This window comes from Microvirga calopogonii, from assembly GCF_003347665.1.
GTDB lineage: Bacteria > Pseudomonadota > Alphaproteobacteria > Rhizobiales > Beijerinckiaceae > Microvirga > Microvirga calopogonii.
The window spans coordinates 1-17,341 of sequence record NZ_QDGA01000044.1; the positions used below are offsets into that span (position 1 = coordinate 1).

Sequence of the window (17,341 nt, forward strand, 5' to 3'; positions counted from 1 at the left end):
TACGGCTCGTTCGTGGCGCTTGCTCTCAGCTTCATCCTGATCAAATCCGTCCACACGACCTAGAATGATTGCGCCGGTCCCACCTGACTATTAGCGTAGCGTGATGCTGAATTGGCCGCGCGAGGGGCTTCCCTTCACGGATGTTCCCACGTCACCGGGAAAAGCTCTTAATGATTAGGAATGCCGCCGCTATGCCGATGATCCACTGAAGGCGATCCAACGTGAGCAGGATCTTTTCAGCGTGTTTGGATGTTTCGCGCGGCTTCGCGTTTCCGAAGATGTCTGGAACAGCCCGCTCCTCGCCGACCCGACCTAGGCTCTGGTCTACATCGATGCTCACCAGTTCGGCGAAAGTGGCTTTCTCGCCCGGGATCACGCCGTACCTTTCCAATCCAGATGCGAAGCAAGGCATGTGGAGGGTTAGATAGACACTTGCCGGAGCCGAGTTAGTCCAGAAGTTACTGAAGAGTGATTCAAATAACTCCCCGCTGAGCCGGACAGAGATAGCTGCGATGTTCTCGTCCGTTGGTAAAATGATTACTTCGCCTCCCCGTTCCAAATCGGGAGAATGGTAGAATGCTATTTCGATCTCACGCAGTTCTCGACGTAATATCCCACCATCGTAGGGGAAGATCTTCTTGTCACATTGTACATTGCGACACACGACCCTTCGGTTGAGAGTATGCTCGTCGACCTCAAACTCAATTTTGCCTGGAGTCTTCTCAACGTAAGGCCATTTTTGGGTCACGCCCTTCAACTTATTGCCGTCCTTGTCACGCACTACGCTTTCAAAATAGCCCGCGTTTCGAGTGCTGACATCGTGGGAGATCATGCGCATGTGGAGATGTGTTCTGCTTAGGCTGTCAGGCCGCTCCTTCTTCCTATGCAGGATAAGCTTGGTCTCGCCCTGTGCCTCGACTTTGGTGACGTCTTCCAACAACCTTGCGCCCCGTTTGGATCAATAGCTGAGCTAAATCATAGGCATAACCTGCTCGAATTGAAGGAAGCAAAAGGCGGTTTCCCCAGGTCTTGGCATACTCTTCCGACTAGTCTGCTGGCGAAGTCCGGCAAAAGCAGTGTTGACAAGCAAGAGTAGGAGCAAATGGTCGGAGTATCCGCCCCTCCGCAAACCATCCTTCTAACCAAAGAAATATCAAATTGATCCCAATGTGTTCTTGAAATTACACATTGAAGCAATCCCCAATGTCCGAGATCGACGAACAAAAATCCTCCCTTATCAACCTCTTGGTCGGTCTCTACATCAAGAAGACCTACTTTCGGATCACACGAGCTCGCAGCGGCGTGTTCTTCCCCAGCCAGGACGAAGTTGCTGATCAGTTCCGTGGCATCTTGGCCGAGGCACTTGGGCCCCAACAGGCACAGACAATCCTATCCGATTCCATCAGCGCCGCTCGGAACCTCGTTCACAAGGCGATGGCGCAAGTTGGATTTGATCCTGCCTCGGAATGCCATACCGGTTTCTGTAGGGAACTGACCGACCCCGCAAACATGGCCGACATCGAGGGCCTTCGCGAGCGAATGAAGTCCGCCAGCGATCGGGCAGTCGCTGACGCTGTCAGTGCCATGGCCCAATCCCACGCTACCCTGCCTCACCAGGCACCCCATCAGGAGCCAGTTGCCGACCTCGTTACGACGGTTGCGCCTCCTCGGCCGGGCTCGGCGCCGCCGGGCGACTATGAGCCGGTCGGCCGGCTCTCTCTCGACCGTGAAATTCTCTCGAGCGGTGACCGTCTGATCGAGAGAGCCACTAACGGAAAGTTCCGAAGTCTCGAGAGCGTCTTCAGCAAGCTCGTCGAGGCCGACCGGATTGCACTCTCCAAACCCGCGATTGTGCCGTCAGCCCAGACTATTGCGGCTCACGGCAGCTACCCGGAAGGGCGTCCGCACCAGGTCAAAGCCGCGGAACTCTTCGCGGATGCGTTACGCCACCCAGGCGATGCCGACAAGCTGGATTTCCCCGTTACCGTTTTCGAATGGTCGGGCCAGCACCCCCGTGTGCCAAATGTGGACCATAGCCACCGGTTCGACATTGAGCAGCTTCGGCTCATCCTCTGGGCGATGGATCGCGGATACAACTCGGTTCTCACCGGGCCCCCAGGATGTGGGAAAACCACGGTGACCAGAGAGATCGCGGGCAGGCTGCGGCGCCCCTGGTACCGGATCCCTATGCACGGTGACATGGGTAAACGTGACATGCTGGGCGGCTTCAAGCAGATCAGCACCCACCAGGGACCGGAGACCCGCTGGTTCGATGGACTCCTCACGCAGGCGATTTCCCAGCCCGCAGTCATCGACGTGGACGAGATCGACCGCGCCGATCCGGATCTGCAGTACATTGCGCACCAACTCTACGAGGGCGAAGGAACCACCATCTTGGAGGATGAGGGACGCTTTGTGCCTCCCCATCCGAAGGTCGCACTGCTGGCAACTGCAAACACAAAGGGTCGGGCTGACAGTCTAAACCGCTACCAGATGATCAATGAGATGTCGGAAGCAACCCGCGACCGCTTCTCTGTCTGGGTAGATATGGACTATGCGCCGCCCGATGAGGAGGCGGAGATCCTGACAGAGCGAGGTGTCATCAAGGCCCCTTCTGCCGCCGCCAACATCATCAAAGTGGCGAACCTGATCCGGGCCGCCTACAAGAAAGGCGAGATCAGCACAACATGCAGCTTCCGCCAGCTGGAGGCGACCGCAGACCTCGCCACGTTCTACGGAGACGAGTGTGAGGCTGTCCGGCGGATTCTTTATGCCCGGGCCCCGACGCTGGCCGACGCCAAGACGATCTATGAGCTCGCTCATCAGATTTACGGACCGTCCTGGAATCCTCCGGCCCTATTCTAGACAGCACCATCATGACCACCATCCCAGGATACATCCTGCGCCGGGAGATTGCCTCAACGCTGTCGGCAATGGGAAACCGCCGTTTCAACATAACCTTCAGAGGCCGCCGAGCTTTCACCGATGGCGTGAACGTGAATCTGCCGGCGATCTGGCCGCAGAGTGAGTACAGTGATGCGGATGCCAAGGTGCTGAGAGGATATGGAAACCATGAAGTGTTCCATCCTCTCTATAGCACTATGGTTAAACGCCTCCCTTGGATCGAGAGCGTGATTGGGCTTCCCGCTGCCGAAATGGACAAATCTCAGGAACATCGCCTTCGAGTATGGCTCAAGACGGAGAATTGTCTGGATGACTGGAGGATCGAGTCCATTGGAGCCAGGGAGTTTCCCGGCTCTCACGTCAACATAGGCTGCACCCGCAACCACATCGTCTCGCGGGAACTCAATCAACTCCAAGCACGGGATCCGTCCGTTCCTCCTCGCCTGATCCCCAACGTGCACCAGGCGCTCACTTGGTTCGGTACAATCGCCAACGCCTACCCCTGCGCCCCGACCGCGAGAGTCGCGATCGAATTCATGCGGGACTATGTGGACTCGGAGGCTATTGAAATCGTTGACCACTACTGGCCCGTGGTTTCTCGCTGCAGGAGCAATCCTGAGCTCTATCCAGTTGCCCTTCACCTCTCCGACCTTTTGATCCGCCTATCCCGCGAGCGAACCCAAGCTCACCGACCGTTAGACTACCAACAGGAGAGCGGGACCGGTGCGCCTAACCCGGCAGGGCCTCAATCTGGAGACAGCCTATCTGGCGAAAAGAACTCCGCCTGCTCCACAGCCCACGGTGGGTCCGGGAGCGCTGCCAATCCCGGCCTCTCCGGCAACGGCGGTCACCCTGCTGTGCAAAGCGATGACGATGACCAGTTGGACCTCCCTCTGCTCGACATTTCCGATGTGGTTGCCAGGATCGTCACCCGAACTCAGATCGACGTACGGGCTTACAACGCTTCGGTCGCACGGGCCGAGGCCACCGGGCGCCTGCCCACCCACTACCGGAGAGCATTCTCCAGCCCCCTGATCATCGCTGCAGAATCCCGGCAACCAGAGGACGGCGAGGCGTTCCGCTCCGTCATGGAAAACGCGAGCAGGGATGCTGAGACGTTGTCCGCCGCTGTCCGTTCGCTGCTCATCTCCCGCCAGCGGAAGGTAGTCCGCCGCCACCGGCTAGAGGGGGAACTCGACGATCAGAACATCATGGGCATCGCTATGGGTGATCCGGATATCTTTCGGTGGACTCAGCGACGCACCGGGACAAGCGCCGCAGTCCAGTTGACGCTCGACGCCTCGAGATCAATGCTCACGACTGAGGAACAGCCGAACGGATGTCAGACGGACCCTAAGGTCAGAATGAGCCGTCGCGACGTTCTCCTGAGAGCCGCGGGAGCTGTGATTGAGGCCATCGGCCACCAACGGCAGATCGATCTTGGCATCGACAGTTATACTACGGACGACCAACTCAATCCAACGATCGTTCGCCACAAGGCATTCGGGGAACCCCCGTCGGCGATGCGGCCAGCACTCGGGTCAGTCCTGCGGCGAAGGAACGGCGGAACACCAACGGCCGAGGCCATTCTCGAAGGCGCCCACCAGCTCTACCGGCTGAAGCACGATAAGAAGGTTCTCATCCTGATTACCGATGGAGAGGCTAACGATCCCATCGCCGCCGAAGAGGCAGCACACGTCGCAATTTCCTGTGGCATTCACCTGATCGGTATCGGGATCGGCCAGCAAGCTCCATCCATGAATATTCCCGGGTGGCTCGTCATAAATGATGTGAGCGAGCTCCCAATCCAACTCCTTGAGGCTGTGCGCAGGTTTCTCTGACCCTCGCCTTCGATTAAAAGCGAGGGGTAACGCGGCAAACCTGCAGTTTATTTCGCGATTCGAGAACGGGTGCTTCCCGGGTCGCTGCAGCAATAAGGACCACAAATGGCCTCCCAGCATACCTTCGCAATCTCCGGGACGCTCAACGAGCAAACCGCTCAGAACTCCGTCTCTCTCCTGGGAACCATCGTCCTCGATGGGGTCACCTTTGATGTTCGAACTCAGCAAAAGGTCTCCAGAGATAAGAAGCGCTATCACGCGGTTTCGGGGAGGAGCCCGACTGGAGAGGTCCTCAAAGGTGCCATTTTCACGTTCGCGCTGACAGCGGCCGACAAAGCCGCCAAGCGCCCCTGCTTCAAAGGCAAGCTCAATCGAGGCAGCAAGGTTTACCACATCGCCGGCTGGTACAATTCCACATCTGACGGTGAAATCATCCGAGTGGGTGAGAACAAACGAAAGGCATCCCCCGCCACTGACGAGCGAGTGTGCCCTCCCTCGGCCCCAATGGGTGCCTAAGGGACACGAAATTTATCAATCCAGATTTTGCCCTCTCCCCTTTAGAGGGCAAAAACCCCAATAAAAATCAATAGTTGAGCCCGCCAATGTCTGAACCCGACCCAAAGAACCAGACGGTTGAACGCTTCTGGATCGCTGATACCGAGACCACGGGCCTAAGTGTCGAGGACGGCGACCGGATCATCGAACTCGGGGCTGTCGAAGTCGTTAACCGCGTCCGGACCGGGCGGACATTTCACTCTTACATCAATCCTGAAGGCCGGCGGATCTCCTATGGCTCCTTCCAGGCCCATGGAATCCATGACACGGCCGTTCAGGATGCTCCCCTGTTCAGGGAGGTGTACCCAAAGTTCCGCCATCTGATCGGCGACGCTCCTTTGGTTTTCCATAATGCTCCCTTCGATATGGGCTTTCTCAATGATGCCTGCGGAAGGGACGGGTTGCGCCCGCTTCCAAACCCTATCATCGACTCCATCGATACCGCCTCGCTGATCTGGCCGGGCCGCACGGTGAACCTCGACGCTGTGGCCGGACGCCTGGACCTCTTCGATCCTGAACGGGCAAAGAAGCACGATGCGATCAGGGACTGCACCCTTCTGGCCGAGGTTTGGATCAAGATGCTCGCCTTGAAAGAAAACCCGCAGTCACAGAATGACCTGTTCGCCGGTTCGCCAGCCTCCAAGATGACCTCACCTGCCGTGGCTGTCCGCGGTTGGACCACAAAGCTTTTGTGATCACTTATGCCGAACAATCTTAAAACCGAGTCCTATTACTCCTTCGGCCGGTCTTGTTTATCGCCGGAAGCTATTGTCGGCCTCGCCAAGGCGGCTGGACAGAATGCCGTCGGCCTCTGCGACCGTAATTCGATGGCGGGCTCGTATGAGTTCTGCAAAGCCGCCAAGAAGGCCGACATTAAACCTGTCCTTGGTCTCTCGGTCGAGGCCAGCATCCAGGGAGCGGAAGCCAACACCACCCTCACTGGATGGGTGACGCTCTATGCCCGCAACGACGCGGGACTGAAGCACCTCTACAGGATGGCCTCAGACTGCCATTCAGGTCCGCTGCCTTTGGAGATTCTGGTTCAGGGCCAGGCCGACACGATTTACATCCTCACTGGCCCGACCCTAGACGGCCTCCTGGCCAATGCCACCCGGTCAAGCAACGCGCCTGCCTATGTCCAGAACCTCTTCTCAATCCTGGATGCCAGCGGTGTTACCTATGCCGTGGAGATTGAGCGGCGCCAGGGGCCGGAGCCGGTGGAAGCCGGTATCCTCGATCTTCTAAACGAACTCCGCTTAGAGCCAGCTGTAGTCGCCACCAGCGAAATCCGCCACGGGTCCGCAGCCGACCGCGAGGCTCTCGAGATCGTCGACTTCGTCTCCCGACGCAAGGAAATCGGTGTCGCCGAGGCTCTGGCCGAGAAAGGCAACATCACGGCGGCAGTCATCTTCAAGACGCCGGAGGAATTAGAGGCCCTCTTTGCCGACGTGCCGCAGGCCCTGACGAACGCCGATTCCATCGCCGCCCGATCGGAGGCCTTTGTCCAATCCAGCCAACCGCGCATCCCCCACATGCCCGGCCTGACCGCCGAGGACGAGATTGAGCAGATCAAGCAGCGCGCTCGGGAGGGACTTGCCGCCCGGATCGCCCAGAACCCCTATATCGAGGAGAAGAAGCAAGCCTACCTCGACCGCCTGGAATTCGAGCTCGACCACATCACCCGTCTGGGCTTCTCCGGCTACTTCCTCATCGTGTCGGACTTCATCACCTGGTCCAAGCAGCACAACATCCCTGTAGGGCCTGGGCGCGGCTCGGGCGCTGGATCCCTTGTTGCGTGGTCTCTGTCGATCACAGAGTTGGACCCGATCCGCTTCGATCTGTTCTTCGAACGCTTCATCAATCCCGAGCGTATTTCGCTGCCTGACTTCGATGTCGACTTCTGTAAAGCGCGGCGCCCCGAGGTCCTCGACTATGTTCACCATCGCTATGGAGCCGATCACGTCGCCCATATCGGCTCCTATGCCACTCTGGCAGCCAAGGGGGCCTTTCGAGCAGCCGCAGCCTCTCGCGGCTTGGCCCCTGGCGCTGTCGAGTCCTTCGTTCGGCTCATCCCCGATGATGCCCAAACGCTCGCCGATGCGGCTGAACTGCCGCCTGTGGCGCGGGCGCTGTCCCAGCCTGAGATCGCCGAAGCCTTCAAGGCCGCACAGGTGGTTGAGGGGACCGTGACGCATGCCACGAAACATGCCGCCGGTATCATCATCGCCGACCGGCCCCTGATGGAGACTTGTCCGCTTTACCCGCCTGATAAGAGCGATCTCCAAGTCGCTCAGTTCGAAATGGGAGCGGCCGAGGCCACCGGGCACGTCAAGTTCGATTTCCTGGGGCTGGAAACCCTCACCATCATCGAGAAGACCCGGCGGCTACTCAAGGCCGATGGGGTTGAAATCGATCCCTATGCTCTGCCCTGGGAGGACGAAGCCACCTTCACCATGCTCAATCGCGGCTGGACGCTTCGCGTGTTCCAGATCGAGAGTCCTGGCATGACCAAGGCGGTACGGGAAATCAAACCGACCCGCTTTGAGGATCTGATCGCCCTCGTGGCCCTCTATCGCCCTGGTCCGATGGAGTACATCCCGCAGTACGCAGCCCGCAAAGCCGGCCGCGCCAAGGTCACCTATCCCCATCCGAAACTGGCTGAGACCTTGGCCGAAACCTACGGGATCATCATCTACCAAGAGCAAATCATGCAGATGGCTAGGATTGTGGCCGGTTACAGCCTTGCTGAAGCCGACGTCCTCCGCAAAGCCATTGGTAAGAAAGTCCCCGAAGAGATTGCCAAGCAGCGGACGATCTTCGTCCAGAAGTGCATCGAGCAGGGCGAAACCGAGAAAGACGCCAACGAACTCTATGACTTCGTTCTGCCCTTCGCGGCCTATGGCTTCAACAAGAGCCACGCCGCAGCTTACGCGCTGCTGACTTGGATCACAGCTTACCTCAAGCGCCACTACACCCATGAGTTCCTTGCTGCCAACATGGAGCAGGAGGTGACCAAGGTGGAAAAGCTCATGCGGACCGTGGAGGAGGCCAAGAAGATCGGCATCACGGTTCTGCCACCCGATATCAACGTGTCCGGCGCCAGCTTCCGGATCGAAAAGCGCCAGGACGGGTCCAAGGCCATCCGGTATGCTCTCTGCGCTCTGAGTGGCCTCGGGCGGGATCTGGCGGCTCAGATCGTTGCCATCCGCGAGTCTGGGCCCTTCAAATCTCTCGAGGATTTCATCGACCGGACGTCCGGGATCGTCAAGCAGTCGGACATCCTGACCCTGATCCTCGCCGGAGCGTTCGATCGCCTTCCCGCCCAGAACACCGACAAGCATGTGGCGCCGAAGGACAATCAAGCCCGCATCAATCTTCGGGCAGAGCACCTTTCCGCTACCGAACCCCTACGCAAGCAGGCAGCGAGCCGAAAGTCGGCCGGGGTGAGCCAGGGCGACCTTTTTGGCAGCTTTGCCCCGATGCCACTCAAGTTTGCGGTCGAACCGCTGTCCGTGGGAGATGCAATTGCCGGCGAGGAGAAAGCCTTCGGCTATAGGTTTGCGGCCCACCCCATCGACATATATGCCGATCTGATCGGCACGAACGGGATTATGTCCTTGACGACGGCCCGCCGCACCATGCGGGAGATCTCACTCGACCAAACCTCTCTGAAAGCTCTGGTCGAGATTGTCGGCATTCAGGACCGCAATGTCGATGGGACGGTGATTACAGAGGTTCACGTTGGTGACGCCTGCTCGGCCATGCGGGCTCGATTCTCAAGTAAGGTCGTTCCGCCCATCCTTTCTAAGGAGCCGCTGATCGCCGTTATTGAGATTGATTGGTCTAAGGGCAACCCTGTGATCACTCGCTGGTCGCCTGCCAATGCCGAACAGCAGAAGGCAGGAAACGGAGCTGTTGTTCGGTGTCAGGACCAGACCCTCGCCGTGCAAGTCCTTGGGGAAATCCGCTCACGCACCGCACTCAGGGCTCAGGGTGCAAATGGCACCCGCCTCTTCATAGCGATCGGGAACAACGCACCCAAAGAGACCAGCCTAACTATCAAAACAGACGATATGAGCCTCGAAGCGATCAAAGCCATGAGAGGCGTTATCGGGATAGAAATGACAGGATAAATTTATGAACCCGTCGAAGATCGAGATTCGTCTTTCCGAGAACTGCGGTGATGCGGGTCTCGCTGAGATCCGCGACGTGATCCGGCAGAAGGCGCTTCGCCCTCCCGGATCGTCCGGCTTGGTTTTCATTGTGCCCGCCAATGGAGCTGACGTAATGATTGACACTCACGTGAGACGCCTCAGCATTTCACACGACGTCATCTCAGCTCTCGAGAGTCTGCCAAGTGTGCAGCAGGCAAGGGTAACCGGCGACGGCAACTCGAGGCTCCAAGGTTAGCTGCGGTTATATGCTCGTGTACTTCCGCCAGACCACAAAAGCTGAACAGGTACCCTGATATTATTCCGGCCTGATTGTCGGCTGCCTAGAAGGTGGAAGATTGTCGACAGGTACCTTGTACTGTCTCAAGATCGTAATGGCTTGGGTTTCTATGTTGTTCGAAGTGTTGCTCCTAACTCGTGTTTCCTCTCTGAGGAGATTCTCATTGGCCCGTGCACGCTTATTTATTGCGTCAAGTTCCGACAATACACCTTCTCGGGTTGTCTGCCGCAAAATTGCATCCTTGTCATTTGTTGAAAGCCCTTCGGATGCTCGTTGCACAAAGCTGGCAAAGGACGCGCCCATATACAGCAGGTTTAGCACCTCAATGCTCTCAGCAGACTTTCTAGCTCGTTCGAGCTCTTCGTTTAGTTTCGCGTTAATTTGATCAAGCGCGACCAGAGCCTCCCTCCTCGACGAGGCCAGCTTCTCAATCTCTGATCTGACGCCATCTTCCACGACCCTCGTACGAAATTCGTCCATGAGTCGCTCGAGTTCGCGACTTCTTGCAACCGACCAATCAAAATTACCAAGATTCCTCTCCGCATACAGAGCCAACATGTCTCTCGTCAGCAGGTCCACGGGCTGGTGACCGACTGCAATAGATCCGTCCGGACTACTACGGAACCAGTATGCCAGACTCGCAGAAGCGTCCACTTGCCCCTTCTCGATAACGTAAAAGGGATCAGGATGCTCTGTATGATTTAATTCGGCTTCGGCAGGTGTTGCGCCGATGCCTACATAGTCAAGGCGATTGCCTATTAGTTTTCGATATTCCCCCGAATCGGTTTGCGTAGATTGAACCCTCGCAACCACAAGCACCCCTCCACTTCCCGCGTACTTCAGGTCATTCAAGATCTTTGGTTCAAGCTTCTTTAATTCCGCGCTCACCCTCATATCGACTCCGAAATTGTTGATCAGAGGGAGGCCAAGCGCCAAGAATTCTGCGATATTCGTATATGTCTTGATCGTCGAAGGGGGACTGGGGGGCAACTTTGGGACGGATTGGAGAGGTGTCAATTGCAATCCGTCTTGGGCAAGACTCAACTGCACTGTGTCAAAGAGAACGAACGCCCCTAGAACCATCGCACTAATGTGCTTGGTGTGTCTCCCGCGCTCACTCATCGTGGTCTCCTGTCACTCTCGGAGACTTTTGGAAGATTCTGCTGGATGCGGAGGGCCTGGGCTCGGTGTTCGAGCACGAACGAAAGGCACGCAGCAGCATAGGCCTGATTCAATCGCTCTACATTAACTTGGTCGAGGATCAACTGCGCCTCCTGCCAAGTTTTGGGTGACGTCAGGTCCTTCCATAGAATTCCTTTTGTTGTCCGTACATCCTGGAATAATATCGGTCCAATGACCTTCCAGTCTCTTACGTCGGCTTTTGCGGACTGAGCCATCCTAAGGACCCGAGTGTAATCGAGTTTGTAGGACTCAAGGTTTACCTGAACACATTTCGCTTGATCGATTTCGCCAATATTCCTGGAGACGGACCAGGGCGTTCCGTCTGGCTTTAGGTGTGCGACGATATGATCGACATCTTTGATGTTTTTCAGGAACAGTGCGCCGCTTTTGTCAACTTCATCACGTGTGAATCGGGCGGCCAGAACGGACTTGGTTTCGCCGGTCCTCAGCCAATCTCGCCCATCTTGTCCATAACTTTCTGCATCAATCCGATACACAACGCAAAGATCGGCTGGGGACGCTGAGTGCAGCTTATAAGCTATGAAGCTCGCGGCATTGCGGTCCTTTTCAAATTTCGTTCGTGCAGCTTCGACAATGCGGGACTCATTGTCCCGGGCCGTGTTAATAGCCTCCGCCACTGAGTGCTGTTGCTTAGGATCAGCCATTGCAGTCAGCCAATCTATATGATGGTTAACTGAAATCGCTAGATTGACGTCTGTAATGATGCCCCAGCCTAAGGCGGCACAATCAACTGCTAAGCATGCTGAACAGACGGACGAGGGGAGCGTCGAACGACCTTCAGGTAAGTTAACCAGTTTGTCCCGTGCAATATCGAAATAGTCGTATGCTTTCTCAAGACGAGGAACAAAATCGCCTCTAGCAGGATTGTTTGCCTGGAGAGACACTCCTCGGACTTGTGCCTCTAGGATTATATCTTTTATTCGTTGTATCGCCGTAACGACCTCGTTGTGAATCACATATGCGGCCTGTTGGCCGAGAGCGTCAAAAATATCTTTACGCAATTGCGCAATCTGACCAATTATGAATTCTATCGACTTTTGGAGCGCTGCAAGTTGCTGAATAGCTACATCTAGTTTCCCGTTTATAGCTGAAAGGCTGGCTCCGAGCCCACCATCTCCCCGGCTTGTGTCAGCTATCATTTTAATCACGCCGATAGCTGCAACAACCGCTTCAACGTACTGGGCTTGAGCGGGCCTTGTTCCTAGTGCTGGAACCAGAGGCACGGCGACCAACCCGGACGTGGCCGCAGATGCGATCACATTGCGTATAAACTCCCGCCGATCCATTGTTTTGAGCTCCATGCTCCGTCCGGCTGTTATGAATATTGAGGGAGATAGGTACTTTTCACAATTATTGATCGTTTGTGGGTGGTTGCTCAAAAGGGTTAGATCCGGCCATGTCCGGAGCCATTCTGCTCGAGAGGCAAACGGCGCTCACACTCTTACGGGTCCTGCCGCCGAAATAAACTGTTGTGTGAACGAAATTAAATGTAATCTGCGACAGCCATGCTCTCGTCCACAAACCCCGAGCATGGTACCGGTTAATTCCAGAACGATAGCAGAACACACGATTCATGCCCTCCATCGTCATTTGCGAAAAACCATCCCAAGCCCGTGACATCGTCACGGCGGTTGGAAACACCTACGGGCAGGTTCTCGCTGCCCAAGGACACCTGCTCCGGCTGCAACTCCCAGGCGAGGTCAATCCGGCCTGGGAGAAATGGACCGATGACCTCCTCTACCCTCAGGGCGGCCGCTACGGCTATGTGCCCGGCGAGGGCGGCGGCAAAAAGGAGGCCCTTGAGAAGATCAAGCGAGCTGTATCGTCCGCCGACGAAGTGATCATCGCCACCGACTGCGACCGTGAGGGCCAGGGCATCGGCCAGAGCCTCCTGGAGTTCCTCAAGTTCAGGGGCCGCGTCCGTCGAGCCATGTTCACGGCGCAGGATCCGACAACCCTGCAATCCGCCTTTAAGTCGCTCAAGCCCAATTCAGAGTATCAAGGCATGTACGATGCCTTCGTCGCCCGTCAGCAGGGGGACCAGATTTACAATCTCTCCCTGACGCGGGTTGCGACGAACAACCTTCGTCCCGAGGGCAGCAAGAAGCCGGTTGGCATTGGGCGCGTCCGCAGCCCTACCCTTGGTATCCTCTGCCGGCGGGAACTCGAGATCCGAAACTTCGTGCCGAAAGAGTATTTCGAGGTTCGGCTGAACGTCCTGGGCGGGTCCGGCAGTGCGGACCTCTTCTATCGGCCCTCTGACGAGAACCGGATTTTCATCCGAGGGACGGCGGACGAGATCGCGGAGGCTGCGAAAGCCTATTCCGGCCCGGTCCATGTGAAGACCGAGCGCAAAGAGCGGTCGCCTGCCAAGCCGATGGACCTGCCGACGCTCCAGAAGCGGGCCTCCCAATGGGGGTGGACGGCGAAGAAGACCCTCGACACGGCTCAGGATCTCTATGAGACCTTCAAAATCATCACATATCCCCGGTCTGAGTCCCGTTACCTGAATGAAAGCCTGATCCCCCAGGCCGCTCCCCTCCTCGGGATGCTGAAGGAGGTCACGGACTATGCCTCCTACTCCCTCAAGGCTCCCGTGATCCGGAAAGGCAAGAGCGGCGTCTTCTCTGACAAGCAACTGGAGGGCATCTCCCACCATGCCATCATTCCAAACATCAACTGCCCGGGCGGCTTCGCCAAAACCGTCGGCCAGCTCAATCCCGACCAGAAACGTCTCTTCGACCTGATTGCCCGGACCTTCCTCGCAGCGATCGGCGAGCAACACATCTACGACCAGACGAAGGTTTGGGTAGACGTACAGGCGCCTCTAGTGCCTCCCGGCAAGTTCACCTTCTCAGTGACCGGCTCGGTACCGGTCTTTGCTGGATGGAAAGAGATCTTCGAGGATAAGTCGGACGACGACGAGGAAGAAACCAAGCTCCCGCCGCTCAAGAACGGCGAGCCCGTGAAGGCAAGGGAGACGGAAGTCCAGGTCAAGATGACCAAGCCGCCGCCGCGGTATACCGAAGGCAGCCTTATCGAGGCCATGCAGGACGCGTGGAAGTTCGTCGATGATCCAGCCGAGCGGGAGCGCCTCAAGGAGGCCAAGGGGATTGGAACTCCTGCTACGCGCGACACCATCATCGAGGGCCTGAAGCTCCAGGGACAGATTACAGTCCAGAAGAAGAACCTGGTTCCCACCGAACTCGGCATGCAGCTATTCCAGATCCTGGCCTCTGCCGCCCCTGTAATCGTCGACCCCGGGGCAACCGCTCGTATGGAAGCCCGCCTTGATGACATCCTCAGCGGCAAGGCAAGCGCTGACCAGGTGATCAAGGAAATCTCGAAGGTTGCCTACAATCTCATTCCGAGCATCAAACAGAAGAAAGGGTCAGTCACTGCAGCTGTGGCAACCCCTCCAACCAAAGCCATGGTTCAGTTCGCGCAGACCATCGCCGGCCGGAAGAACATCCCCCTCCCCCGAGAGGTCACGAAAAGTTTCAAAGCCTGCAAAGCCTTCATCGACCAGCACAACGGAACTCCCCAAAATGGGCAGGGAAGCGGCGATTGGCTCCTGGACAAAGCACAGAGGCTCGCCCAGGCCACCAACACGCCGTTGCCAGAGGCAATGAAGCAGGATCGCGCCGCGCTAAAAAAGTTCGTTGATGAAGCTGAGAAAAAGCGTGGTGCCGAACCCGCAAGCGACAGCCAGATGACCTGGATCAAGAAGCTCGTTGACCAGGGCGCCACCCCACCTGAGGGTTATCCGAACGCGGTGTCGAAGACCACGGCGAGCAAGTTTCTCGATGCAGCTTTCGCCAAGAAGGCTGCCAATGGCGGGTCTGGGGGAAAGCCGGCATCGGGGAAAGGTGGAGCCCAGAGCCGGACAGCAGCTCCGGCGAAACGCTTTGCGGGGGCCAAGAAATAGACGAGGCACCTCACTTCCCAAAATGAAGAAGGCCGGGTTTCACCCCGGCCTTTTCTTTAGGTCTCACTGGGCAGTGTGAACATGCCCTCAATTTCCATCTGCGCTCGGGCAAACACATCATAGGGATGAGAGTGTTCAGCCGTGACCTCTTCGAAGATCGTCGAAATCAATTGCTTGTTGCCGCAGATGGCAAACAACGTCACAGCATCTTTGACAGCGCGAATTTGGCCATCGTAGTCCCTCTCGTCTTTCCGGCTCGTGTAAATCTGGACAGAGGAACCGAAAACCGACGCTTGGATCTCCTTGGGCGTAAAGCCTTCCGGAGGGGGTAGTTGGTCCGCGTCAACATCGGGTGCTTCTGCCGCGACCGCCTCGTCCCAAGCTGGCGCCGGCTCCTCATCGCCCTTGGCGCTGATCGGGACCAGGTCCTGGACATCGTCAAAAGGATCGTCTGCCATTCACAACCTCCTTTCGGCAGCTAACTTTAATTCGGAATAGCACATTAAAACGCATGGCGCGATACCCCTAATGCGCGATATTGGCATGTATCTGAGCCAAAAGAGAGCAGAACAAACGCCATGATTCGAGAGACCTCCCATACCCCTTTCCTGCGATCCAGCTTCGAGATCGTTTATGATCGCGGGATCTGCTCCTCTTCGGATGGCAACTACGAGCCTGCTCTCTTGAGCGGGCGCGCCGCGTCGGCCGAGATCCTAGCCAGGTCCTTAAGTCTCCTCGTCAATCGCAGCGCAACCGCTCAAGACGAGAACGACGTTCTTGATATGCGGTACCTCTACGCGGCCGTGGCGCTGACCGACGAAAGCAAGGTCTCCGGCGCGGCCCAAACGCAAATCATGCGCCATGCGCGGTCCGCATTGTTGGCAGCCGACGACACGGACGGCGTTCTTGAGCGCACCCACTTCGCCCTCTCCTCTCTGCGCCTTCCCGGCAATAAGGCCCTCGCTGTCGACCTACCGGCCGCGATGTCCGGCCTACGGGAACTGATGTGGGGGCCCAGCGTCCGGAAAGCCGGAGTAGCGGCAATCGCCGACCCGAACCTAACGGCCACGGCTCAGGCCCTGGCCTTTGCTGCAATTTGCAGGCCATGCCAATGGTTTAGCCCGGACACCGGGATCATCGTTCGCGCCGGCTGCTCTATCCGCCCATCGGGACGGGGGTTCCGCTTAACCCTCCCTTGGTCGCATTCCCTTCTTCGGCTCTCCCATGAAGCGAGCATGAGCGTCATCAAAGCCGGGTTTGAGCGCGGACTGACCGAAATGGAGCTCCTGGACACCCTCATCACCCTGAAAGACGTGGCAAGCCAGTCAAATCCCCAAGAGAACCCAAGTGCAGCGTCCGAACGCGGCCGGGACTATGTGATCTACGATTATGCGGTTGACGCCTATGCCACCGTCGAGCGTCAAGACCAGATCTTCGCCGACCCTGTGCTGACCCTCGCCGCGGCTACAGCCGTCGCGCTCACCGTTAACCATTGGAACGAGGAATAATGGCAGCGGGAGCGCAAAAAACCGAGTTGTTGTGCGGTAAAAAGATATAAAAGGTGGTAGTAGCACTTTAATTCGGCTTACACGAATCATAACGGGAATCGGATACGGTTCATGAAAAAGAAGAACGCACTCTTTCTGGGAATTGCAGCCGTATCGGCTTCCTTTGCTTTCATCATCTCTAACGCCATGACGCCGGAGCCGCCTCCCCAGGCACCTGTGAACGCCGTTCAGGCTCCGGCTGCGCCCGATCCCAGAGAACTGACTGAGGTTCTCGTCGCCAGTGAGGACATCAAGATCGGTCAACAGATCAATCCGGCTCTGATGACCTGGCAGTCCTGGCCCAAGACAAATGTTCCGCCACACGCAATCACCCGCGACAGCCAGCCTGACGCCCTTACCGTGTACGAGAAGTCCACTGCCACGGCGACCGTGATGAAGGGTGAGCTCATCGTCGAAGCGCGGTTGATCCGTACTGACAAGTCAGGGTTTGTCGCGACCTCCCTGCCGGAAGGCTACCGCGCCTTCTCAATCCGCCTCGATGCGGGCGGTGCCAATGCGGCCGGCGGGATGATCCTACCTAACGATCGGGTGGACATCTACGTGACCGGTCAGGCTCCCCTCCCGGGACGGACTGATATCGAGTCCACGGTCCTCATGGAGAACATCCGTATCATCGCTATCGACCAGAACATCGAGAAGGCCGAGGGCTCCCATGCGATGATCGGAAGCACGGCGACCCTGGAGCTTACGCCCGAGCAGATCGTCTCGATCAACAAGGCGCAGAGGAATGGAACCCTTACCTTTGCCCTCCGCCCGATGCAGGAGAAGCAGGCCCAGACCCTGCGAGCCTCCGCCGAAGCGACCCCTGCGAAGCCCGCCGATATTCAACTCATCCGCTTCGGCGTTTCGTCCACGCTGAACTGACACCGCTTTTCAAATTCGGATAACAA

The 17,341-nt window shown here is 57.3% G+C and carries 11 protein-coding genes; 7 read left to right on the forward strand and 4 right to left on the reverse strand.

Going from position 1 to position 17,341, the window contains the following annotated elements:
- Positions 1–151 precede the first annotated feature (151 nt).
- Positions 152–937 carry a hypothetical protein gene (locus DDF70_RS23245; RefSeq protein ID WP_162820600.1) on the reverse strand — a complete coding sequence of 262 codons (786 nt, stop codon included), beginning with the start codon at positions 935–937 and terminating at the stop codon, positions 152–154.
- Between the two features lie 266 nt (positions 938–1,203).
- On the opposite strand from DDF70_RS23245, the gene DDF70_RS23250 reads away from it, so the two are divergent.
- The 4 genes from DDF70_RS23250 (at position 1,204) to DDF70_RS23270 (ending at position 9,433) form a co-directional block, all read left to right on the forward strand.
- Positions 1,204–2,865, forward strand: a complete 1,662-nt coding sequence (locus DDF70_RS23250; RefSeq protein ID WP_114947195.1) for an AAA family ATPase — start codon at positions 1,204–1,206, stop codon at positions 2,863–2,865.
- Positions 2,866–2,876: 11 nt separating this feature from the next.
- Entirely contained in the window at positions 2,877–4,745 is a 1,869-nt protein-coding gene (locus DDF70_RS23255; RefSeq protein ID WP_114947196.1) for a VWA domain-containing protein, read from the forward strand.
- 602 nt (positions 4,746–5,347) lie between these two features.
- On the forward strand, positions 5,348–5,995 hold the full coding sequence (locus DDF70_RS23265; RefSeq protein WP_114947198.1) for an exonuclease domain-containing protein: 648 nt from the start codon (positions 5,348–5,350) through the stop codon (positions 5,993–5,995).
- A 6-nt stretch (positions 5,996–6,001) separates the two neighbouring features.
- The gene (locus DDF70_RS23270) at positions 6,002–9,433 is read left to right on the forward strand and encodes a DNA polymerase III subunit alpha (protein ID WP_114947199.1); all 3,432 of its coding nucleotides are present in this window, start codon (positions 6,002–6,004) and stop codon (positions 9,431–9,433) included.
- Positions 9,434–9,770: 337 nt separating this feature from the next.
- Here the strand turns inward: DDF70_RS23270 and DDF70_RS23280 are convergent, their stop codons facing one another.
- Together DDF70_RS23280 and DDF70_RS23285 are read right to left on the reverse strand one after the other, a co-directional pair.
- A complete protein-coding gene (locus DDF70_RS23280; RefSeq protein ID WP_114947201.1) occupies positions 9,771–10,874 on the reverse strand; it encodes a hypothetical protein in 1,104 nt (367 codons plus the stop codon).
- The gene (locus DDF70_RS23285) at positions 10,871–12,256 is read right to left on the reverse strand and encodes a hypothetical protein (RefSeq protein WP_162820601.1); all 1,386 of its coding nucleotides are present in this window, start codon (positions 12,254–12,256) and stop codon (positions 10,871–10,873) included. Before DDF70_RS23285 ends, DDF70_RS23280 begins: the two co-directional genes overlap by 4 nt.
- A 272-nt stretch (positions 12,257–12,528) precedes the next feature.
- Here DDF70_RS23285 and DDF70_RS23290 point away from each other — a divergent pair, with 272 nt between their 5' ends.
- Positions 12,529–14,883, forward strand: a complete 2,355-nt coding sequence (locus tag DDF70_RS23290) for a type IA DNA topoisomerase (protein ID WP_114947203.1) — start codon at positions 12,529–12,531, stop codon at positions 14,881–14,883.
- A 56-nt stretch (positions 14,884–14,939) separates the two neighbouring features.
- Here the strand turns inward: DDF70_RS23290 and DDF70_RS23295 are convergent, their stop codons facing one another.
- Positions 14,940–15,341 carry a hypothetical protein gene (locus DDF70_RS23295; protein WP_114947204.1) on the reverse strand — a complete coding sequence of 134 codons (402 nt, stop codon included), beginning with the start codon at positions 15,339–15,341 and terminating at the stop codon, positions 14,940–14,942.
- 225 nt (positions 15,342–15,566) lie between these two features.
- Between DDF70_RS23295 and DDF70_RS23300 the strand changes: the two genes are divergently transcribed.
- Entirely contained in the window at positions 15,567–16,391 is an 825-nt protein-coding gene (locus DDF70_RS23300) for a hypothetical protein (protein ID WP_162820602.1), read from the forward strand.
- Positions 16,392–16,502: 111 nt separating this feature from the next.
- Positions 16,503–17,315: a Flp pilus assembly protein CpaB gene (gene cpaB, locus DDF70_RS23305; RefSeq protein WP_114947206.1), complete on the forward strand. Its 813-nt coding sequence runs from the start codon at positions 16,503–16,505 to the stop codon at positions 17,313–17,315.
- Positions 17,316–17,341: the final 26 nt, after the last annotated feature.